General features: G+C 57.1%; 19 protein-coding genes and 1 tRNA gene. 5 read left to right on the forward strand and 15 right to left on the reverse strand.

Features of this window, described 5'->3' with window-relative positions; genetic code table 11:
* Positions 1-55 precede the first annotated feature (55 nt).
* The 7 genes from AC13DD_RS12820 to AC13DD_RS12850 all read right to left on the reverse strand — a co-directional run bounded on the left by AC13DD_RS12820 (position 56) and on the right by AC13DD_RS12850 (position 7,789).
* Positions 56-895 (reverse strand): DUF2797 domain-containing protein, encoded by an 840-nt coding sequence (locus tag AC13DD_RS12820; RefSeq protein ID WP_273044404.1) that lies wholly within the window; start codon positions 893-895, stop codon positions 56-58.
* Complete coding sequence (locus AC13DD_RS12825) at positions 892-1,182, reverse strand: YeaC family protein (RefSeq protein ID WP_008170505.1); 291 nt, start codon at positions 1,180-1,182, stop codon at positions 892-894. Before AC13DD_RS12825 ends, AC13DD_RS12820 begins: the two co-directional genes overlap by 4 nt.
* Before the next feature lie 165 nt (positions 1,183-1,347).
* A complete protein-coding gene (locus AC13DD_RS12830) occupies positions 1,348-2,211 on the reverse strand; it encodes a rhomboid family intramembrane serine protease (protein ID WP_092031549.1) in 864 nt (287 codons plus the stop codon).
* A gap of 43 nt (positions 2,212-2,254) precedes the next feature.
* Complete coding sequence (locus AC13DD_RS12835) at positions 2,255-3,268, reverse strand: metallophosphoesterase (RefSeq protein WP_008170510.1); 1,014 nt, start codon at positions 3,266-3,268, stop codon at positions 2,255-2,257.
* A gap of 2 nt (positions 3,269-3,270) precedes the next feature.
* Positions 3,271-4,155 carry an NAD(+) kinase gene (locus AC13DD_RS12840; RefSeq protein ID WP_008170512.1) on the reverse strand — a complete coding sequence of 295 codons (885 nt, stop codon included), beginning with the start codon at positions 4,153-4,155 and terminating at the stop codon, positions 3,271-3,273.
* Positions 4,156-4,266: 111 nt separating this feature from the next.
* Positions 4,267-5,514 carry a hypothetical protein gene (locus AC13DD_RS12845; protein WP_008170514.1) on the reverse strand — a complete coding sequence of 416 codons (1,248 nt, stop codon included), beginning with the start codon at positions 5,512-5,514 and terminating at the stop codon, positions 4,267-4,269.
* Positions 5,515-5,719: 205 nt separating this feature from the next.
* Positions 5,720-7,789: an NADPH-dependent 2,4-dienoyl-CoA reductase gene (locus AC13DD_RS12850; protein ID WP_273044408.1), complete on the reverse strand. Its 2,070-nt coding sequence runs from the start codon at positions 7,787-7,789 to the stop codon at positions 5,720-5,722.
* Between the two features lie 154 nt (positions 7,790-7,943).
* Here AC13DD_RS12850 and AC13DD_RS12855 point away from each other — a divergent pair, with 154 nt between their 5' ends.
* Positions 7,944-8,993: an AraC family transcriptional regulator gene (locus tag AC13DD_RS12855; protein WP_273073179.1), complete on the forward strand. Its 1,050-nt coding sequence runs from the start codon at positions 7,944-7,946 to the stop codon at positions 8,991-8,993.
* Between the two features lie 249 nt (positions 8,994-9,242).
* On the opposite strand, the gene AC13DD_RS12860 is transcribed toward AC13DD_RS12855, so the two are convergent.
* Positions 9,243-9,319, reverse strand: a tRNA-Asp gene (locus AC13DD_RS12860).
* A gap of 138 nt (positions 9,320-9,457) precedes the next feature.
* Positions 9,458-10,489, reverse strand: a complete 1,032-nt coding sequence (locus AC13DD_RS12865; protein ID WP_288365870.1) for an AraC family transcriptional regulator — start codon at positions 10,487-10,489, stop codon at positions 9,458-9,460.
* A gap of 285 nt (positions 10,490-10,774) precedes the next feature.
* On the opposite strand from AC13DD_RS12865, the gene AC13DD_RS12870 reads away from it, so the two are divergent.
* Positions 10,775-11,650 (forward strand): MaoC family dehydratase, encoded by an 876-nt coding sequence (locus AC13DD_RS12870; RefSeq protein WP_288365871.1) that lies wholly within the window; start codon positions 10,775-10,777, stop codon positions 11,648-11,650.
* On the opposite strand, the gene AC13DD_RS12875 is transcribed toward AC13DD_RS12870, so the two are convergent.
* Genes AC13DD_RS12875 through AC13DD_RS12885 form a run of 3 tightly spaced genes read right to left on the reverse strand, consistent with a single transcriptional unit; the run spans position 11,647 to position 16,344 of the window.
* Complete coding sequence (locus AC13DD_RS12875; protein WP_008170524.1) at positions 11,647-13,224, reverse strand: ATP-binding response regulator; 1,578 nt, start codon at positions 13,222-13,224, stop codon at positions 11,647-11,649. The two genes, AC13DD_RS12870 and AC13DD_RS12875, sit on opposite strands and share 4 nt — an antisense overlap.
* 45 nt (positions 13,225-13,269) lie before the next feature.
* The gene (gene fixJ / locus AC13DD_RS12880; protein ID WP_008170525.1) at positions 13,270-13,896 is read right to left on the reverse strand and encodes a response regulator FixJ; all 627 of its coding nucleotides are present in this window, start codon (positions 13,894-13,896) and stop codon (positions 13,270-13,272) included.
* A 39-nt stretch (positions 13,897-13,935) separates the two neighbouring features.
* The gene (locus AC13DD_RS12885) at positions 13,936-16,344 is read right to left on the reverse strand and encodes an ATP-binding protein (protein ID WP_092031537.1); all 2,409 of its coding nucleotides are present in this window, start codon (positions 16,342-16,344) and stop codon (positions 13,936-13,938) included.
* Positions 16,345-16,561: 217 nt separating this feature from the next.
* On the opposite strand from AC13DD_RS12885, the gene AC13DD_RS12890 reads away from it, so the two are divergent.
* A complete protein-coding gene (locus tag AC13DD_RS12890; protein ID WP_008170530.1) occupies positions 16,562-16,939 on the forward strand; it encodes a PilZ domain-containing protein in 378 nt (125 codons plus the stop codon).
* A 15-nt stretch (positions 16,940-16,954) separates the two neighbouring features.
* On the opposite strand, the gene AC13DD_RS12895 is transcribed toward AC13DD_RS12890, so the two are convergent.
* The 3 genes from AC13DD_RS12895 to pncC all read right to left on the reverse strand — a co-directional run bounded on the left by AC13DD_RS12895 (position 16,955) and on the right by pncC (position 19,157).
* Complete coding sequence (locus AC13DD_RS12895; RefSeq protein WP_008170531.1) at positions 16,955-17,425, reverse strand: flavodoxin family protein; 471 nt, start codon at positions 17,423-17,425, stop codon at positions 16,955-16,957.
* A 20-nt stretch (positions 17,426-17,445) separates the two neighbouring features.
* Positions 17,446-18,492, reverse strand: a complete 1,047-nt coding sequence (gene recA / locus AC13DD_RS12900; RefSeq protein WP_008170534.1) for a recombinase RecA — start codon at positions 18,490-18,492, stop codon at positions 17,446-17,448.
* Between the two features lie 164 nt (positions 18,493-18,656).
* A complete protein-coding gene (gene pncC, locus AC13DD_RS12905; RefSeq protein WP_273044418.1) occupies positions 18,657-19,157 on the reverse strand; it encodes a nicotinamide-nucleotide amidase in 501 nt (166 codons plus the stop codon).
* 81 nt (positions 19,158-19,238) lie between these two features.
* On the opposite strand from pncC, the gene mutS reads away from it, so the two are divergent.
* Together mutS and fdxA are read left to right on the forward strand one after the other, a co-directional pair.
* Complete coding sequence (gene mutS / locus AC13DD_RS12910; RefSeq protein WP_482931251.1) at positions 19,239-21,869, forward strand: DNA mismatch repair protein MutS; 2,631 nt, start codon at positions 19,239-19,241, stop codon at positions 21,867-21,869.
* A gap of 150 nt (positions 21,870-22,019) precedes the next feature.
* Positions 22,020-22,343, forward strand: coding sequence for a ferredoxin FdxA (gene fdxA / locus AC13DD_RS12915; protein WP_008170541.1), 324 nt, complete (start codon positions 22,020-22,022; stop codon positions 22,341-22,343).
* Positions 22,344-22,498: the final 155 nt, after the last annotated feature.

A 22,498-nucleotide genomic window follows, 5' to 3' on the forward strand; every position in this document is an offset into this window, starting at 1 on the left:
AGGTGCGTATGATCAGCACCTGCAGACATGAAAAGAAGGGCCGGGCAAGGCGCTGTCAGCCTTCCATGACCCGGAAACGGACTTCATAACCGGTGAATTTCCGAATGTTGATCACACCGGTATCCAGGATAAGGTACTGCCCCTTTATGCCCTCGAGCACGCCCTCCACTTCCGGCGTTTTGTCGAGGTTATGGGTTTTGATCTTTTCTGGCCAGACCTTGACGGGATAGCTCAGGCCAAGACCCTGTTCGTCAACTTCCCGGATCGAATCCTGACCGTGGGTCTGCCTGAGGGCCTCAAGATCGTCAGCGATCAGCCCAAGCATGCGCTGACGCTCCTGTGCCAGATCGAGCTCAGGAACATCGCCCTTGAGCATGGCCCGCCAGTTGGTCCGGTCAGCGACATGGGCCTTGCAGGCGACTTCCACCAGGCCGGCAATATACCGCGTTGCAACACGTACCATCGGTATGGCGTCTACTGCCCCCTGATCAATCCAGCGTGTTGGCACCTGGGATCCGCGGGTAATGCCCACCTTCAAACCCGATGAATTGGCCAGATACACCACGTGTTCCACCATGCAATGGGTTTCTCCCCATTCCGGCTCCCGACAGGTACCAAGGTGATAGTGGCACTTCTCCGGACTCATGATGCAGCTGTCACAAGCGGCAAGCTTGCGGAAACAGGGGTAACAAAAGCCCTGATTGAAGCTTTTGTTGGTTTTCCTGTCGCAATGAATACAACGAATCACGCCATCAAAATCCAGGCGCAAAGGCCTGCCGATCAGATCATTCAGAGGAATGCGGGTATCGCCAACGGCAATGGAGTAGGCCACCGGGTTTCCGGCCTCCGCCGGCATTTTCCGGAGCCGGCCGGTGACATCAATCAGTTCGCTCAAGACTTGACCTCGACAAACTGGCTGGGATCCATATCGTCTTTATCCTGCTTGCGCTGCACCGAAGGATCGCAGGCGGTACCGGCTTTGCTGCCCCGATCCAGGTAGCCAGTGCGCTCTTCTTCAGGAATGTTGTGAAGGTTCTCGTAGTAGATCACCGCTTCCAGGCTGATTTCACGCTGTTCGGGCGTCAGTTTTCGGCCATCAGGCCATTTGCCGAGTTCAATTGACTGCCGGAGGCTCCGGTAGACATTGGGATCCAGTCGCTCGATCAGTTCTTCGTAAGTCATCCCGCTCTCCTGAAAAAACGTTCATTAAAAATATGGCGGAACCGTTTGACAGCATCAAACGATAATGATTATCATTACTTCACCAAATGACGACGGTCGTATCATTTGGTCTCTCTCATCAGGAGCTAAAAGCTCTTTTAATGCCCCGCCTCTGGCGGGGCTTTTTTATGCACCCCTTCTGCCTTTTACGGGCAAAACCACCGCAAGGGCCAGGCCGGCAACAAACCCGCCCAGGTGCGCCTCGTTGGCCATACGCCCGAGCCCGATCATTTCCGGCAGCGGGGTAAATCCGATGACCATCCACGCAACGGCAAAGGTTACCAACGCAGGTGGAAACTGAAACCTCGGTGCCGATCGCTGGCTGAGCCAGCAATAACCCAGAATCCCATAAACCACTCCCGATAGCCCACCGAACAGCGGACCCGAGACAAAATACTGCAGGCCGTTGGAAATCAGGCTGGTGATCACAAACAGCATGATTAGCCGGGCGCGACCATCAAACCACTCGATCTGGCTACCCAGAAACCAGAGCATGACCGAATTGAAAATGATGTGGGTCCAGCTGAAGTGCAGAAAATCCGGCGTCAGCAGCCGCCAGACCTGGCCGCTTGCCAGCGTCGCTGTGAGCGCTTCAATGCGGCCGGCCATGGTGCTCCAGTCGTAATCCCGGGGGTCGATCACCATCAGGCTGGCCGCCAGCTCATTCTGCCCCATGGCCGTGAGCCAGACCATCGCTACGGCAAACACGATAATCCCCAGCACCAGCGGCGCATGACGTGGAGAAGGTTGCCAGCGGCCACCAACAAACACCGGTGAGCGGTTCTGACGATCCACCGCTTCCCTGATTTCCGGTTCCGCCATAAAACGGTCAAGGGCCGAGAGCACGGGTTCCGCATGGGCAGGATCTTCCAGCCAGAGCACCTGGAACCCGCCCTCTTCCGTGATGCGGTGGGTCACACCCTGACCGTTCAGCCAACGGCTGAAGCCCGCCAGGTTTACCGTGGTATCCAATTGCTTGACTCGGTACACCGCTTACTCCGCCTCCGGAAATGATTCAGACACAACGCTCGGTCTAGCGTGCAAGACTGTCCTCGCTATTGGGATAATCCGCTTGCTCCGGTCTTTCCACATCAACCCAGACAAATTTGTCCCGGGAAAGTGCCCGCTCACCATCCATTCGGTAAGCGACCAACCGCCCGTACTTCACGGCACTGTAGTCGATGCACGCGACATTGGATTTGAGCGGCGCCGGCTCTCCTTCCATCCAGTAATGCCCGACAAAAACCGGGGGCGCATCGAGAGGATAACTGATCAGCTGCTTTCGCTCGCTTTCCGTCAATACGCGGCTTGCCACTTCCGGTGGCAACGGGTCCGGCTGGAAGACAACATCGGCATAGGTATGGGGATCGTCGGCCCAAAACTTGGTTCGGAAAAACTCGCGCACATAGCCATCCCGACCGGTGATGGTCATTCCCCGGGGGAGCCGTAGATCCGTCCCCCTCAAAAGGGTATCCATAACCTGCCCGGCAAAAGACTCGATGGCGGCAGAGGCGTGCAGGAAATCCTCATCAATGCACGCACCACCCTGCGACTGCTTGAATTTCTCGATCAGGTCGCCATCCCAACAGGCGTGCACAACGCGGAAATCCTCGTCGTCGATGAACAGCGGTATGGTGTAGAACCACTCGAGAAACTCATTCCACTCGTAGGGGTGCGCTTCGAACTGCTCGAGAGTCTCGCGGATCAGGCGGTCGTGACGCGCGTTGTGCTCGCGCAGGAAGGTTTTGCCGCTGCCCGGGCGCGCCCGCGTACAGTAACCCAGGGCATTGTACTCATGGTTGCCCATGACAATTCGGGCCGAACCATGTTCCACCATATCGCGCACAAGGTGCAGGGCTTCACGGATGCGTGGGCCACGATCAATGATATCGCCGATGAAGATCGCCTGACGACGGGGGTGCTGGTAGACCCCGTTGATCTTCCGATAGCCCATCTGGTCCAGCAATCGGGCCAGGGTATTGGCACAGCCGTGAATGTCGCCAATGATGTCGTAACCGCGGTTTGCGGTCGGTTTTGTCGCAGCCATGATCAACTCGCTGATATTTCACTAGCCCAGCCAAGCTTGTCACGGCAGGTGGCGTAGAAATTATGGTCTGTGGGGTGAATCAACCGGATCTTGAACGGCTTTTTGGTAATGCGAATGATATCGCCTGGCGCGCAGGCAATGTTCATCTGGCCGTCAAAGCTGATTTGCGGATAGGTTTCATTGGTCTCCCCGATCACCAGTTTGATTTCACTCTTGCCATCGACAACGATCGGCCGGCTACTGAGAGTGTGGGGAAACATGGGCACCAGAACAATGGCGTCCAGCTTCGGGTGCATAATCGGACCACCGGCAGACAGCGAATAGGCGGTAGACCCTGTCGGCGTAGAGACAATCAGGCCATCCGAACGCTGGCTGTACACGAAATGGCCGTCGATGAAGAGGTCAAAGCCAATCATCCGGGTGGATTTACCGGGATGCAGTACGACATCGTTCAGGGCCGTACCAAACCCCAGGGGCTGGCCGTTGCGCTCAACATTGCCATCCAGCAGGAACCGCGTCTCCTCCATGTACTCGCCTTCCAGAACCTTGCCCAGGCGCTCCTCAAGATCGGACGGCGAAATGTCAGTCAGGAAGCCCAACCGCCCACGGTTCACCCCAAGCAGGGGAATCTTGGACTTGGCCAACTCCCGGGCGGCGCCCAGAAGGCTGCCATCCCCGCCAACCACGATGACCAGATCACAGATTTCGCCCAGAAGCTTTTTGCTGGCCACCTGCAGGCCATGCCCTGGCAGCATGCTGGCTGTGTCTTCTTCAAGAATGACGTGGTAATTGTTGGTGATCAGGTACTGTTTGAGCTGGCGCAGTGATTCAACCACTTTCACACTGCCCATTCGGCCAATTACACCAATGTTCCTGAACTGATCCATGAAGTTTCCTGTGATGTCGGGATGCGGCGGGGACCAACGAAACCGTTACCCCGGTGACAATCTGGCGTACAGTTTAACGAAAGTCACCCCGATACTGAAAAAGTTCGAACCTCAGGCCTGGTGTTTCTCACACCGATCGTCAACGCCCGGGCGGAATTCCGAGGGTTGGCTTACCCGCAGGATAGGCTCACCGCAGGGTTTGCCATCATTGCCCTTGTGGGTGCACACAGGATTTTCATAGTGATCCAGCCATTCACGATAGGCGGGTTCATTCATGCCGCAGCGTTCCGCGGCATAGGCGGTGGGGTTGCTGAAGTAGGTCTCAATGTCCTTGAAGGGCAGCGTTACGTGACCGACGCCTGGCTGGTAGGCCACCAGGAACACCGCCTGGCGCTGCAGGTGGTCCATGATGGAGTCTTCCGGAGGTTCGCGGTTTCTCAGCTCGTGGTTCTCTTCCTCGAGAGCGACAATCTTCTCGTCTCTCAGCTCGAGTTCACGCTGACGCCGCTCCAGCTGCTCCCTGAGGAGCAGGAGCTCGGCACCCGCGTTTGAATCCTCCCGCTGTTTCTCCTCACCTACCGCGGCCATCTGCTCCTGCATGGCGAGGTACTGCTCGTTTCTTTCGGAAAGTCGCTTCTTGAGCTGCTCATTACTGAGGCGCTGGCGTTCGTATTTCTGCTCGAGATCCGCAATATCACTGCGTAACCCCTGGACCTCCAGCCGGTGCTCTCGCTGGATATCCGAAAGCGCATCGCGGTGGACACTCTGGAGGGTCTTGATCCGCAGGCGTTGCTCACGAATCAACTGCGCCAGGCGGGAACGGTCGGCGGCGGCTGCGGCCTCTTCGCGCTCCGAAGAATCTTCTGCCTGCTCACTCAGAACCGGAATATTCTCTTCCTGTACCGGCTCAACTTTGCGGAATTTAAGGCTATTGGCCTCTACTGCCTTGCGAATGGCCTGGAAATGATTATTCCCCGGGGTCATGTCCGGGTCCCAAAGATCCTCCTTGAACTTGGGATCGGGGCATTGGCTTCGGCAAACCAGCCGGATCGGACCACCGCCCATGTCCGGCCCCTTGGCGCCTTGCCTGGCGAGCTCTTCAATCGGCAGGTTCCAGTGACTGTCTGCCCTGCCCTCCTCATCAAACCAGATTCGGAAGAACACGAGTGCCTGAACCCGAAGATCGGGACTCAACTCAACCAGAACAGCCCTGACATCGGTTTCGGCAAGATCGGACAGCCCAACGTAGCCATCCAGGAAAGCGCCGAATTCCGTGGCCCGCATTTCGCGAGCCACCTGGCTTCCTTCCACAAAAAATACCGCCGAATAACCATCGGTTGCCTGGTCGGCAGACACCATTGCACGTTCTCCAAAGTTCAACGACTCGACACCACACGACAGAACACTGAGAGATGTTCCATCCGATCGTGGTGCCGGCCTCTTCAACCCCAGCCTCCCGGAGCCGGGGCGAAGACGCAAGCTGACAGACTCAAAGCTATTAGTCTAGCCAGACAATCGTTTCTGCACAGGGAAAAAGTGCAACGATTTGTGATCGTGTTTGCGCTTAAAGCTCTGCTGCCAGGCGACTGCCCTGGTTGATCGCTCGCTTGGCATCGAGTTCAGCCGCCACATCCGAGCCACCAATCAGGTGAACTGGCAGGCCCGCTGCCTCGAGTTCGCTTTGCAGTTCGCGCAGCGGCTCCTGGCCCGCGCAGACGATAATGGTATCCACGGGCAGCATACGATCTTCGCCCTGCTCTGCGCCTTTCGGCGTGACCGTTATATGCAGCCCCTCATCATCGATTTTACGATAGGTCACACCGGGCACCATCTGAACCTGACGGTTTTTTAGGGAAGTCCGGTGAATCCAGCCGGTGGTCTTGCCCAGGTTCTTACCCACTTTCGAGGCCTTGCGCTGAAGCAGATAGACTTCCCGGGCCGGCTCCGGTACCTGGGGCTCAACGCCCTGGATGCCACCACGATGCTCGACACTGAGATCCACACCCCACTCACGCATGAAGTGATCGGTATCCAAAGCAGCTGACGTGCCCTTGTGGATGATAAACTCGGAGACATCGAAACCGATACCGCCGGCGCCGATCACGGCCACTTTCTGGCCAACCGGCTTGCGCTCCAGCAGCGCGTCCAGATAACCGATCACTTTGGGATGATCGATACCCTCGATTTCCGGCGTACGCGGCTTTACGCCAGTGGCCAGAATCACTTCGTCAAAGCCACCGGCTTTCAGGTCGTCAGCGCTAACCCGGGTGTTCAGGCGTAAATCGACCTGATGCTTGTCGAGCATCACCCGGAAGTAACGCAACGTCTCGTAAAACTCTTCCTTGCCCGGAATCAGCTTGGCAACGTTGAACTGGCCACCAATCTCACTGCCGGCGTCAAACAGTGTCACCTTATGGCCACGCTCTGCCGCCACGGAAGCAAAAGCCAGTCCTGCCGGGCCGGCACCAACCACCGCGATGGATTTGGGCTTCGCGGTCTTCACGTAGGTCAGCTCGGTTTCATGACAGGCGCGGGGATTGACCAGGCAGGACGTCAGCTTGCCACTGAAGGTGTGATCAAGGCAGGCCTGATTACAGCCGATGCAAGTGTTGATCTCCTCCGCGCGATCTTCCGCCGCCTTCAGAACCAGATCGGCGTCTGCGAGGAACGGCCGGGCCATGGACACCATATCGGCATCGCCCTCGGCCAGAATCTTCTCGGCCACATCCGGCATGTTAATCCGGTTGGTGGTGACCAGAGGAATGCTCACTTCACCTTTCAAGCGCGCGGTCACCTTGGTAAATGCGCCCCGGGGAACTGAGGTGGCAATGGTAGGTACGCGGGCCTCATGCCAGCCAATACCCGTATTGATGATGGTTGCACCCGCCTTCTCGATTTCCTTGGCCAGATGCACCACCTCTTCCCAGGTACTGCCGTCTTCAATCAGATCCAGCATGGACAGGCGGTAAATCAGGATAAAGTTCTCGCCCACTCGTTCACGAACCCGGCGAACGATTTCGATGGGCAGACGAATGCGGTTTTCGTAACTGCCACCCCAACGGTCAGTCCGATGGTTGGTATGAGACACAATGAACTGGTTAATGAAGTAACCCTCTGACCCCATCACTTCAACGCCGTCATAACCGGCGCTTTGTGCCAGTGCGGCGCACTCCGCATAGTCCTGAATCTGCTTCTCGATGCCGTCTTCATCCAGCTCCCGGGGCTTGAACGGATTGATTGGCGCCTGAATGGCCGAGGGTGCCACCAGCTCCGGAGAATAGGCGTAGCGGCCAGCGTGGAGGATCTGCATGCAGATCTTGCCATCAGCTCCATGCACCGCATCGGTAATGACCCTGTGCTTCTCGACTTCCTCTTCGGTGGTCATCTTGGCGGCGTGCTGGAAAACGCCCCCCTCCACATTCGGAGCAATACCGCCAGTCACGATCAGGCCGGCACCGCCTCTGGCACGCTCTGCATAGAATGCCGCAAGGCGTTCGAAGCCATTTTTGGCCTCTTCCAGGCCGGTGTGCATGGAGCCCATCAGGGTGCGGTTACGCAGTTTGGTAAAACCAAGGTCCAGTGGCTCAAGCAGGTTCGGGTACTTGGCAACGCCTGGCGTCGTGCTCGCGGTCATGTTTGCTCTCCTCATCGTGATCTCGGGCGGAACGCCTATAAATGACAGGGCTCCGTTCATTGTTGAGCCTTAAACTACCCGCGCATCTTGCCATCGACAATATCCAGGGATAACATTTTATTATCCTTGCATAACATGTCAGACAAAGGCTTCAATGAACGCCCACCTCTCCAGCCCGTCAAAAAACCGAAACTCACTCGGGGACATCAGTGTTCTCTATGCGTCGGCTCTTTTGCGGGCCGCCGAAGCCGAAGGCGCCAGCAGCGCAGAACTGGCATCCCGTTTCCAGCTTGACCATCAGACCCTGACATCACCGGAAGCGCGCATCAGCATCCCGCGGTTTATGCGTCTGGGGCATGCCGCGATCAACGAGACCGGCAACCCGGCTCTCGGGCTGAGGATGGGTGCGCTATCACGCCCTGTCGACGCGGGTATTGCAGGGCTGGCCGGAGAAACCGCCGGCACCACTGGCGCAGCACTCGCCACGCTGATTCGATACGCTCTGCTAACCAGCCGCAATAGCCGTGGCGTTCCAACGGTCCAACCGGAAACCCGGCAAGCAAAGTTCTACTCGATTCGTCCCTATAACGGCTTCAACTACTTCGTGGTGGATTCCGTTCTTGCCGCGTGGACCCAGTTTCTCAGGACCGTTACGGGCCGTTATGACGTTCTGGAGAAGGTCACTATCGAATACCGATCAATCGGCCAGGATGATTTGTTCGAGAGCTGGTTCCGCTGCCCCGTGCAGTTTGGAGCTTCGAACAACAGCCTTACCGTTCGTCAGGACATTTGGGAAAGCGCCAGCCAGCAGGCTCAGCCCGCCATGCATGAAAAGCTTTCGGATCTCTGCGAACGGGAACTGCAGCAGATACGACGGGGGTGGACCACAGGCGACCGCGTAAAAAACCTTCTCACACCCCTGTTTCGGGGCGAGACACCCAGCCTGGAAACCATTGCAGTTAAACTGGGGATTGCGCCATGGACGCTCCAGAGACAACTGGCCGCCGAGGGAACCGGATTCAGGGAACTGGTGGATGAAACGCGAAAACAGTTAGCGCGGGATTATATTCGGGAGACAGAGACATCACTGGCGGAGATTGCCTGGCTTCTGGGTTTTGCCAATCCTGCGGCCTTCCACAAGGCCTACCGGCGCTGGTTCAATCTAAGCCCCGGGGAGCACCGAAAGCAGATCAGACATGGGTGACATCGGTGATGGTTTCATCCCTTGCCTATAACTCCATGGCGTCGTCCCAGCCATCATCGTCTTCATATTCTTCGAACTGGTTTTCAATCAACTCTTCTTCGTAATCCCGCATCACAGCCTTCCTGATTCCTGAATTTTCAGAAATAGCCTAGAAGTTCTCAATGACAGAACGATGACAATGAAGCTTGGCGTTGAATGTAATGCAACTGGAGAAGTCGGATAACGTGAAAGGTAAAACGAGGGAAAAAATGGCGGAGCGGACGGGACTCGAACCCGCGACCCCCGGCGTGACAGGCCGGTATTCTAACCAACTGAACTACCGCTCCGTGCGGGTCATCACAACTTGCCTTGAAAAGGCTTGGCAATCAAGGGTGTGATTGCTCTGTGACAACGAGGGCGCATTATAAAGAGGCGCCCTGTTATGTCAACGCTTTTTCTTAAATATTTTCAGAAAAAGCGTTCTGTTACATGGCATCGACCATCGCGTCCTTGCCCTGGGCGGTTTTGCGGTATTCGATAGGTGTCATTCCGGACCAGCGTTTGAATGCGCGATAAAAAGTGCTGGGCTCAGAAAAGCCGGTCAGGTAGACAATCTCATCAATGGATTCATCGGTAGTTGCCAGCAACTGACGGGCCAGGCGATAGCGAAAATCCGCGAGTACCTGATTGAAACTGGTCTCGGCCTCTGTCAGCCGGGTACGCAGGGTCCTCGGCTTGATGCCGAGCCGCTCGGCGACGGCATCGAGGGTGACCTCTCCACTATCGAGGAGCTCTGCGACAATCCGCTCCACCTGACCAACGATGTCTTTCTTCTCCAACCGGGCAACCTGTTCGCTGGCAAACCGCTCGTGCAGATCCAACAGCTCCGGCTCGGCATGCGGCGAGGCATGGGAAAGCAGCTTGGCCGGGAAATACAGCCGGTTTTCCGGCGCGCCGAAGGTGACGTCGCACCCCAGCACCTCGCGAACATGATTCTGGCCCTCGGCACGCTCATGCTCGAACTCGATGCGTGACGGGTAAAAGTTGCCATCGGTAATGGAGCGGAAAAAGGTAATCAGTCCCAGCACGAAACATTCATTGAAATGCCGTAAACGACGTACATCATCAGACGCGGCATCCAGAACCATGCAGGCATCGTCGCCCTCAATGAAGAAATCGGTGTTAGCGGCATCACTCAGCAGACGCTGATAGTTCTGGGCCCGACGCAGGCCCTCGCCGAAGGTTGGGCTGCTCAGAAAGAGGTATTCCAGCACCTGCCCCTTATACGCTGGCAGCAACTGTCCCAGATGCAGGCCAACATCCGGATCGCCGGAAACATCCTCAACAGCCTGCCAGAAGTACATCTGTGCACTGTGGGGAGTTCGAAGCTGTTCGGTATAAACGTAATTTTCATCCACACCCAGACGGCTGAAAATCGCATTGGTATCGATTCCCTTCTTTTTCATCGCCTCATAAATCAGGCGCAACATCACTCCCGCGTCACGAAGTTCCTGCATAAGATCCCGTTTTCTTATTTGTTGACTTCTACTTTGGCCGGCCGGACAGTCGCCGGGGCTCGCCAGGTCAATGCCTGATCTGGCAGGGTTTGCCACACTCCAGAGGTTTGTCAGATCCAGAGGGCCCAGAAAAGGCACCCTGTTAGACAATCGTCTTATATTAGAGCATATCAGGCCACGAACGCCGAGTTGTACCAAAATGTAAAAAAAAGCATATCCTCTGCTACTACGCTTTTACTCAGGCAGCGCCGGCATTTCCGGTCGAGGCTATAAAGGAGAACATCCATGCCAGAGACCCTCGTTTACCACACGACACCACCCGCCCTATTGCCCATGTATGGCAGAACACTGCTGCCGAAACAAAAGCAAACCGGCGGTGACGTCAGCATCCCGGAGTTAGCCGCCAGCCTGCTTGGCGTCAGTACTGCCGGCAAGAACCTCAAGCGCTACCAGCAGGTCTGTGGCTTCGCGGCAGGTAGCCATCTGCCCGTCACCTGGCCCCATGTGCTGGCTTTTCCACTGCACCTGAAACTGCTCACCGAGAAGGCCTTCCCCCTCCCGCTGCTTGGCCTGGTGCACCTGCGAAACACCATTACCCAGCACCGGCCGATCGGCACCGGGGAGAACCTGGATTTATCTGTACGACTGGGGAATACCGTGAAAAGTGACCGGGGCGTGGAGTTTGATCTCATCACCGAGGCTCGCTCGGCTGGCAAACTGGTCTGGGAAGAAGCGAGCACGACGTTGTTCCGACAACCGGATGGCGAGAGCAAGTCGTCCGGCAAAAAAACACCGCCAGAGCTGGAACGTTATCCAAACACCGAAAATTTCAAGGCGCCCGAATCGATTGGCCGGCAATACGCCCGGGTATCCGGCGACAGCAACCCGATCCACATGCATGCCCTGAGCGCCAAAGCGTTCGGCTTTCCACGGGCAATCGCCCACGGTATGTGGACCAAAGCCCACGCACTGGCGCTACTGGAACAACAGGAAGGCTGGCAAGCCAGTGCCCTCAGCATCAGCTGCCAGTTCAAGAAACCGCTGTTTCTGCCTGGTACAGCCCAGCTGAACTGGAAAACCGGAGAAACGGGGTGGGACTACCAGGTGCTGAATGCCAAAGGCGATGCGCCCCATCTAACCGGGCGCGTCGACTGGCTTTAGGCAGGCTTGCCATCCGGTGCGCAGGGGGAACCCTGGGCGCCGGCAACGGGCAACGTGAAATAGAAACAGGCACCACCGCCTTCCGGCCGCTCGAAACCGATGTCGCCACCCTGCGCCTGTATGAGGGAACGGCAGGTTGAAAGACCAATCCCCATCCCTTCGTCCTTGGTCGTGAAGAACGGCAGGAACAGTTTCTCTTCGGCATCTTCCGAGAGGCCGATGCCGTGATCCCGCACCTGGATTCGAACACAGGTGCCACCCTGCACACTGGCACTCACTTCTACCGGCGCGCTGGAATCAATACTGCTGGTCGCTTCCAGAGCGTTGCGAATCAGATTCAGGGCGACCTGCTGTACCTGAACCGGATCGGCCAGAACCTCAGGCATATCCCCAGGCACGGACAGCTCAATAGCGCCCTTGTTATTACGCATATCCACCTCGGCAAACTGCCGGGTGTCTTCCAGCAACGCGGGCACCGACAGTACTTCCTTGCCCGTCGCCGGTTTTTTCATGAATCGACGAATGCGTCGGATGATTTCACTGGCGCGATGGGACTGTGCCTCGATCTTGTCGAGGGTCTCCTGGAGCACCCCCATGTCAGGGCTTTCCTTTACCATCATCCGCTTGGCGACCCGGGCATAATTGGTGATGGCGGTCAGCGGCTGGTTCACCTCGTGGGCAACGCCGGCGGCCATTTCACCCATGGTGGTCAGGCGCGAGGTATGTGCAAGCTGGTCGCGCTGTTCCTGAACCAGTTGCCGGGCATCCTCCAGCGCCTTTTCATTGTCCAGTTCGGCGGTGATATCCCGGAATACAACAACGGCACCGTGGAGCTCGTCAGAGTCCAGTTTCGGGGTTGAGCGGTACTCCGCCGGAAAGCCGGTTCCGTCGGCCCTTAGCATTCGGATATCCCGCTGGTTCTCGGCCACACCCTGCTGACAGGTCGCCTTCACCGGCAGTCCGTCCGGATTGTCACCGGCAGTCGCGAAGTGGGTTTCGAAGAAATCACGACCTATCAACTCTTCCACCGGGCAGCCAACAATTGATGCCGCCGCCGGATTGGCAAATTCAATAATGCCGTTCTCATCGAGGCCGTAGATGCCTTCGCTGATGGAGTTCAGAATCCGGGCCTGGTCACTTTGCAGCTCCCGGTTGCGGGCCTGCAACTCTCTTTCAAGACGAATAACGCTGGCGTGGGTTTTCACGCGAGCGATCACTTCCTGGGACTGGAACGGCTTGGAGATGTAGTCGGCACCGCCGAGTGAAAAGCCCTTCACCTTTGCCTGCAGGTCGTCCAGCGCAGACAGAAAGACGACGGCACAGTCGGCCGTCTGCGGGGCGGCCTTGAGGCGCTCGCAGACTTCATAACCGTCCATCTCCGGCATCATGATATCGAGGAGAATCACTTCGGGCTGATGGCGGTGGGCAAGGTCGAGGGCCTTTTCGCCCTCGTTGGCAATGAGTAGCCGGTAACCTTTATCCTTCAGGGTCTCATAGAGGACTTTGAGGTTCTGCGGATTGTCATCCACGAGCAGAACCGTCACCTCCGAGTTCTCGCTGACAGCTTCAGTCATAAATGTCGGGCCGGTTAGAAAAGTAACCGTATGATGCCGCCGGGATCACCCTGCGTCGATAAGGTCCTTTACGGACAGGACCATACGAACGAGATGTGCCAGGGAATGGGTTCCCATCTTGTGCATAACGCGGGAACGGTGGATCTCGACCGTGCGCTGGCTGATTTCCAGCTCAATGGCAATCACCTTGTTGGCCTGACCGGCAATCATACGGTCCATGATCTCGTGTTCCCGGGGGGTCAGGCTCTTGATGCGGCGAATGATCTCCTGCTTCTCGTCCAGAGACTTGCGCTGCTCAAGATCCTGTTTGAGGGCTGCCTCAATTTTCTCCAGCAGTGCCTCCTCACGGTAGGGCTTCTGGATGAAGTCCACAGCGCCCTCTTTCATGGCGTCGACGGCCATGGGGACGTCACCGTGACCCGTCACAAAGATAATCGGCAATATAGAGTGTTTTTCATTGAGCTTTTTCTGGAGCTCCATACCGTCCATGCCCGGCATGCGAATATCCAGCACAATGCAGCCTGCCATCTTGTCGGAGTAGTCCTTCAGGAAAGCGGTTGCACTCTCATAGGTCTTTACCGGCTTGCCGTCGGATTTCAGCAGCAGCTCCAGGGAATCGCGGACTGCTTCATCGTCCTCAACAACGTACACGGTTTGCTGGATATCAGTCATGGGTGTGTTCTCTCCTGTCCGTTTTCTTATGATCGCCGGTCAGTGAATTGACGGGTCTTTATGGTCGTCACGGGCATGTTCCTGACGCTCGTGTTCCCGCATTTTTTCTAGCCGTTGCTGGATAATGCCAAAAACGCTCTGCTTCGGGTACCTGCCTTTGTCATCAGCCTTGCCCGCAGGCTTTCCAAGCAGCAGCGTTATGGCCTCTTCAACACGGGCGACCGCGTAAACCGCAAACTGCCCCCCGCGCACTGCCTGCACCACTTCGCTGTCAAGCATCAGGTTCTGCACATTGGTGGATGGCACGATGACACCCTGGCTGCCTGAAAGCCCACCTTTGAGCTGGCAGGTGGTAAAAAAGCCTTCCACTTTTTCATTGACACCGCCGATGGGCTGAACCTCACCAAACTGGTTGACCGACCCCGTAATCGCAAGATCCTGCCGAACCGGTATACCGGAAAGGGACGAAATCAGCGCGCACAGCTCTGCCAGAGAAGCACTGTCTCCGTCCACTTCACCGTAGTTCTGCTCGAAGGTCAGACTGGCCGACAAGTGCATCGGATCGTTGACCGCAAAATGGGAGGCTAGCCAGGAGCTCAGGATCATCACGCCCTTGGAGTGCAGATTGCCACCAAGCTTTACATCTCGCTCAATATCCATGACCGCGCCATCTCCATAATAGCAGGTAGCGGTGACACGGTTGGAAAGACCGAACTCAAATCCACCCGTGGACAGCACCGAGAGTGCATTAACCTGGCCAACACACGTGCCACTTGTAGTTACGAGCGTTGTGCCGTCACGGATGGAATCATAGAACTGATCCCGTATCCGGCTGCTGCGGTATTTCGCGCTTTCGAGCGCTCGCTCAACGTGCAGGTCCTGGATCAGCTTGGCACCGGCCTGACGGGCCCAGAAATCGGATTCCCGCAGCAGGTTGGCAATATCGGCTGCATGCAGGGACAGTCGATCCTGATGCTCGGCCATACGGGCACTGTGTTCAATCACCCGGGCAACCGCCTTGTTCGAACAGTGCAGTAGCTTCTTCTCGCTCACCAGGCTGGCGATGAACTTGGCATATAACAGCTGACTGTCATCGGAACGGTACATTTCGTTCTCGAAATCCGCCGTGACTCGAAACAGCTCGGCGAATTCGGAATCGTATTCCTGCAGCAACATCCAGGTTTCACGGTCGCCGAACAGAACAATCTTGACGTCCAGGGGCACCGATTCCGGTTCAATTGAGATGGTTCCGGACAGCGTCAGTTCCCGTTCCAGGGAATTTATCTGTATGGACTTCGAACGCAGCGCACGCTTGAGGCCATCCCATACAAACGGTTGCTCCAGAACCTTGATGGCGTCCATCAACAGATAGCCGCCGTTGGCCCTGTGCAGGCTGCCCGGGCGAATCAGGGAGAAATCCGTGAACACGGTGCCCTTGTAGGTGACGTTCTCAACGTAACCGAACAGGTTGTGGTAGGTGGGGTTATCCTCCACAACCATCGGCACTTCGTTGGTTTTCTGATGCACCAGAACATTGACGAGGTAACGGCGGGGCATCTTCTTGTCGAGGGACGCATACGCAATCGCTGCCTGTTCCTCGTTGTCATCGAGGAAAATCTCGAGATTTTCAACCAAGTCCGCCCGAACCGCTTCAAAGAAGGCGACCACGTCCGGCAGATCCTTGTATTTCTCGATCAGCTCATCAATCTGATGGCCTGAGATACTCTCGAGGGTCTCCTGGTTCAGGGCTTGCTGTTTATCAGCGTATTCCTGCTCCCAGTCCGCCAGTTTGCGAAGCGCCTGCCGGAGCTTTTTCTCAAGCTTGTTGATGGCATCCTCGAACTTGTCGCGCTGCTCATCGGTCAGAGCCTGGAAAGATTCCGCAGTGTGGGGTTCGTCGCCATTCATGGCCACCAACCGATAACCGCCCGGGGTTGTCACAGTAAGGCTGACTTTTTTGCGCTTGGCCTGGGCCGCCACCTTCTCCAGCTCGTCTTCCTGCTTTTTGCCGTATTCGTTTTTCAACTGTTCCGAGCGCTCAAGAAAGCTGTCGCTATCAAAGGTCTGGGGAATAACCTTGACCAGGCGACTCATCAGCTTTTCCATATCCTGTTTGAGCTGGGTACCCTTCCCGGCCGGGAGCTGCAACAGCTTCGGAATGCGCGGCTCCTCGAAGTTGGCCACGTAGCACCAGTCATGGCTCTGCTGATCCGTATCCACATGATGCTCGAGGTAACGCAGCATCATGGTGCGCTTACCCAGGCCATTACGGCCAACGGCATAGACGTTGTAACCGCCATGGGGCATTGCCAGAGCAAAACGCACAGCCTCCTGGGCACGGTTCTGGCCAACGATTTCAGCCAGGGGCTCCAGTTGCTTGGTGGTTTTGAACGGCAGATCTTTCAGAACACAGGCTTTGTAAAGCTGGTGCAGAGGCAGTGACTTCAAGGTTTGGTCCTGTAACGGTTAACACATTGGCCGGTCATTGTAGATTCTGCGGTCGGCTCTGTCGCGTTCAGCACGAAGATTTCTGGAGTCGCGCACAGTGCGCGGGATTTTGTTAGGCAGTTCACAATTCCGCCGCCGCTCATTTTTCAGCCAGCCTTTCCGGAACTACACTTCATGTCCCAACCATAAAAACAATGCACGCAACGGACGCCAGCGTATGACCAATGATTCCGCAGAGCGCAGAATCAAGGATCGTTACCCCGCCTCCTGCCTGAAGGTCCAGCTCCGGGAGCGTAGCTTCCTTGGTCGTGGCAAACACCCCACGCCGGTTACCTGCCTGGACCTCAACCGGTACGGAATGGCAGTGCTATGCCCCCGACCAGTAGAGCCGGGCGCCCGTCTGTTCATGGATTTTGACGGCAAGTACATCAGCGAATCGCGGGTTTGTGCCCGGGTGGTGGAATGCCAGCCCTTCCAGACCGGCTATCGCGTCAGTGTCCAGTTCAGCTATTGCCTGGACAAGAAGGGCTATTCACGAACTGTCGACAATGCCCTGTCGCGGATTGAAGGCTTCTACAACCGGTTTGCCAGCTGAGCCAGGCCTTCGGAATCAAACCAGCCCGGCGTCAAGGCTGGCCGCAACATACATCCCCAGCTCCCGACACTGATCTTCAAACTCTTCCCGGTATTCACCCCGGCAGATCAAAGGCTCCTGGACCAGCTTCCAGCGTAGCCCGGTGGTAATGCTTTCTATTGCCCGCTTGGTGCCCGTGCCGTCATGGCCGGCGCGAATGTAATAGGCAAAAGGTAGCCCCTGGGTTTTCTCGAGGCAGGGATAGTAGCTGCGATCGAAGAAGTCTTTTAAAGCACCACTCATATACCCGAGATTCTCAGTGGTGCCCAGAATAATGGCGTCGCAGGCAAGAACGTCTTCGGGACCGGCATCCAACGGTGCCAGAACGGTTACTTCAACGTTTTCGATATCTTCATGGCGGGCACCCTCATCCACAGCTTCTCGTAGGCGGAGGGTGTTCGGGGAAGGCGCATGGGCAACAATCAAAAGTTTCTTCATGCCATCCATACGTCCTCCCTACATCAAGCTTAGAGCAGCTCGCCGTTGGCTTCTGCAGGCTCTTCTTTTGCGTCTTTCTTCGGTTCAGGCTTGGGCATCAACTTGTCCCGAACCTTGGCTTCGATCTCGTTGGCAATGTCCATGTTTTCTTCCAGGAACTTGCAGGCGTTGGCCTTGCCCTGACCGATCTTGTCGCCATTGTAGGCGTACCAGGCTCCGGACTTGTCGACAAAGCCTTCCTTGACGCCCATATCCAGCACTTCCGCCATGTGGTAAATGCCCTTACCGTACATAATCTGGAACTCGGCCTGCTTGAACGGCGGCGATACTTTGTTCTTGACTACTTTCACGCGGGTCTCGTTACCGACCACTTCGTCACCATCTTTCACGGCACCAATGCGGCGGATATCAAGGCGAACGGAGGAGTAGAATTTCAGCGCGTTACCACCGGTGGTGGTTTCGGGCGAGCCAAACATAACCCCGATTTTCATACGGATCTGGTTGATGAAAATCATCAGGCAGTTAGCGTGTTTGACATTACCGGTCAGCTTGCGAAGCGCCTGGGACATCAGTCGCGCCTGCAGACCCACGTGGCTGTCGCCCATTTCACCCTCGATTTCCGCTTTCGGGGTCAGGGCCGCCACGGAGTCCACGATGATCACGTCTACCGCATTGGAACGAACCAGCATGTCGGCAATTTCCAGGGCCTGCTCACCGGTATCCGGCTGGGACACCAGAAGGTCGTCCACATTGACGCCCAGCTTTTCGGCGTAAACCGGATCGAGCGCGTGCTCGGCATCCACGAATGCACAGGTTTTGCCGGCTTTTTGTGCTTCGGCAATTACCTGGAGGGTGAGCGTCGTCTTACCGGAACTTTCCGGACCGTAGATTTCGCAAATTCGACCATATGGAAGACCGCCAATACCCAGGGCAACGTCCAGGCCAAGGGAACCGGTGGAGACCGCAGGAATGGCTTCGCGGGGCTGATCGCCCATTTTCATCACGGCGCCCTTGCCGAACTGGCGCTCAATCTGCCCAAGTGCTGCGCTCAATGCTTTCTTGCGGTTGTCTTCCATCAGTGCAAACCCTCTGTCGCCTGGGCCGCCACCCTCAGGAAAAGGCTGGCAGCGAAATAGTGAATCGGGAATCTGTACAGCTCGAACAGCCCATTCCCTGTATATTTGAACAGTATTAAAACATAACCCGCAGAGGAGACCAACCCCTCCGGATGTGAAAGCCGTCAGACTTCGTCCACAAAATTGTTAACCCCTTGAAGGGCAAAGAGAACGGCCTGCCTGCGGACCTGATCACGATCACCCTCAAAGTGTTTTACCACCGCCACGGCGGAGGCCGGGCTGCTACCCCAGGCAAACCAGACGGTGCCCACAGGCTTGTCATCGCTGCCACCGCCGGGCCCGGCAACACCACTGATAGCCACGGCAACGTCAGCATCTGTCGCCACCAGGGCACCGGCAACCATTTCCCGCACCACCGGTTCGCTGACCGCACCGTGTTCATCCAGCGATTTCCGGGTTACGCCCAGAAGCCCCTGCTTGGCCTCATTGCTGTACGTGACAAGGCCACCCAGCACGTAGGCCGAAGAACCGGCACGATCGGTCAGTACCTTCGCAACCCAGCCGCCGGTGCAACTCTCCGCCGTCGCAACGGTACGGCCGGTTGTCAGCAGTCGTTCACCAAGGCGGTTGCCTGCCTCTTCCAATTCCTGATCGCTGGCCAGCATAATGACCTCCTTCGTTTCATCACGGCGGTTATTTTCTTACAATTCACGCCTTCATCCAAAGCAAGGCTACCGGACCCGTTCATGTCAGCAGCTCAGACCGATCTTTCCAAGCACACCCCAATGATGCAGCAGTACCTGAAGATCAAGGGCCAGCACCCCAATGAACTGGTTTTTTACCGCATGGGGGACTTTTACGAACTGTTCTATGAAGATGCCAAGAAAGCGGCCGAGCTGATGGATATTACCCTCACCGCCCGGGGCCAATCTGGCGGCAATCCGATCCCCATGGCCGGCATCCCCTATCACTCTTCTGAGGGCTACATTGCCCGGCTGGTTCGGGCAGGTCAATCCATCGCCATCTGCGAACAGATCGGAGATCCTGCCACCAGCAAGGGTCCGGTTGAGCGACAGGTGGTGAGGATCGTCACACCGGGGACCCTGAGCGACGACGCCTACCTGGAGGATCGACGGGACAATCTACTGGTGGCTATCTATAACCATCGGGAGCAGTTCGGTTTTGCCTCGCTCGATATTTCCAGCGGCCGTTTTGCCGTGTCGGAGCTGGAAAACCTGGAGGCCCTGCAGGGCGAACTGCAGCGCCTGCGTCCGGCGGAAATCCTGATCAGCGAGGATTTTCCCTACGAGGACGTTCTGGAGGGTTTCACCGGAATACGCCGTCAGGGGCCCTGGCTCTTCGAATCCGATACGGCCCGCAGGGTTATTACCCATCAGCTTCAGGTCAGGGACCTGACAGGTTTCGGCTGCGAGGAACTCAATCTCGCCGTCTGTGCCGCGGGCTGCCTGCTGCAGTATGCCAAGGAAACCCAGCGTACCGCCCTGCCCCATATTCGCAAGCTGACCCGCGAACGGCGCGATGAAGCAGTCATCCTGGACGCGGCCAGCCGTCGCAATCTGGAAATTGACACCAATCTCATGGGCGGCCACCAGTATACCCTCGCCTGGGTCATGGACCGCACCGCCACATCCATGGGTGGACGGGAACTCCGGCGCTGGCTGAATCGGCCGCTTCGGGATGTGGAAATCGTCCGCCAGCGTCAGCAGGCGGTATCGGCACTGCTGGACGGGTTCCACTATGAGCCGGTGCACGATCTGCTGAAAGCTGTTGGCGACATTGAGCGCGTGCTCGCACGGGTCGCCCTTCGTTCGGCCCGGCCAAGAGACCTGGCGCGGCTTCGGGATGCCTTCCAGGCCCTGCCGGACCTGCAGGAAACCCTGAAACCGGTCAATTCCCACCACGTCGTCAGGCTGGCGACCATCATTGGGGAATACCCGGAACTGGCGGATCTGCTGGAGCGCGCCATCATCGACAATCCCCCGGTCGTGATCCGTGAAGGCGGGGTCATCCGGGAAGGCTTCGACGAGGAGCTGGACGAGCTGCGCAACATCAGCGAAAACGCCGGCCAGTATCTGCTGGATGTCGAAACCCGGGAGCGGGATCGCACCGGTATCAGCACCCTCAAAGTAGGTTACAACCGGGTCCACGGCTACTACATCGAAATAAGCCGGGCCCAGTCCGATCAGGCGCCGGTGGATTATATTCGCCGGCAGACCCTGAAAAACGCCGAGCGATTCATCACGCCGGAACTCAAGGAGTTCGAGGACAAGGCCCTGAGTGCCAAGAGCCGGGCCCTGGCCCGTGAGAAAGGCCTTTACGATGACGTACTGGAAACCGTCGCCGGGCAACTTGCGCCACTTCAGGATGCCGCGCAGGCACTGGCAGAACTGGATGTGCTGAGTAATTTTGCCGAGCGCGCCACCTCTCTGCGCTTTTCCGCGCCGGAGTTCAGCGAATCCCCGGGTTTTGACATTGAGGAAGGGCGCCATCCGGTGGTTGAACAGTTGCTGGACGAGCCCTTCGTACCGAACGATCTGCTAATGGACACCCAGCGCCGCATGCTGGTGATAACCGGCCCGAACATGGGCGGTAAATCCACCTATATGCGTCAGGCCGCGCTGATTGCGCTGCTCGCCTACACCGGCAGTTTCGTGCCCGCCAACCGGGCAGTGATCGGCCCCGTGGACCGGATTTTTACCCGCATGGGTTCCTCGGACGATATCGCCGGCGGCCGCTCCACCTTCATGGTGGAAATGACCGAAACCGCCAACATCCTGCACAACGCCACCGAGCACAGTCTGGTGTTGATGGACGAGGTTGGTCGTGGCACCAGCACCTTTGATGGCCTGTCCCTGGCCTGGGCTACTGCCGAACACCTTGCCCGGGAGATACGCTGCTACACGCTGTTTGCCACCCACTATTTCGAGCTGACCCAGCTGGCCGATGAGCTGCAACATGCCGTAAACGTCCATCTGACGGCCACCGAACACGATGACAGCATCGTGTTCCTGCACAACGTGCATGATGGCCCGGCAAGCCAGAGCTACGGTCTGCAGGTAGCAAAGCTGGCAGGCGTGCCACAGGATGTGATCCGTAACGCCAAAACCCAGCTCTCCCACCTGGAGGGCAGCGCTTCGCCAGCGGCGCCGGCAGCCTCGGCCGCCGAACAGGGCAACAACGCATCCCTGGCCAAGCCGGCAGCAAAGGTAAATGAATCCGTTTACCAGGGCGACATGTTCGCCAGCCTGGAGCCCAGCGCCGTGGAAGAGGCACTTAAAGACATGGACCTCGACGGACTAACCCCCCGGGATGCCATGAATCAGCTTTACGAACTGAAGGCGTTGATGAAGAAATAGCGAAGAATTGATCTGTGTAATAAGGTTATAGCAGTCGAACGCTTGCGGCTGTGCGGGTCGCTCCCTACAATATCGCGCACCAAAATATAACGGCAGCGCCCGACGGCGCTCCTGATGAGACTGACCGACCACTGGACCAGGGATCTGACTATGGCGTTTATCGTTACTGATAACTGCATCAAGTGTAAGTACACAGACTGCGTGGAAGTCTGTCCGGTAGACTGCTTCTACGAGGGACCGAACTTTCTGGTAATCGACCCGGACGAATGTATCGACTGCGCCCTGTGCGAGCCAGAGTGCCCGGCCGAAGCCATTTTCTCGGAAGACGAACTGCCGGCCGATCAGGTCCAGTTTGTTGAGCTGAATGCCGATCTGGCCGCCAAATGGCCGAACATCACCGAAAAGAAAGATCCACTGCCAGACGCTGAAGAGTGGGATGGCAAGCCGAACAAGCTTCAGTATCTGGAAAAGTAATCATCCGGAACTGGAAATCGGGATAGGGGGGAGCCATGAGGCTCCACCCCTCCCACACCACCCGGCATGCGGGTCCGCACCGGGCGGTTCGAGACGTTGAGGGTTCACGAGAGTCTCGGCACTCCCAACCGGTCGAAGTAGGCAATCGTCAGGAC

This window comes from Marinobacter sp. L-13 (genome assembly GCF_056857715.1).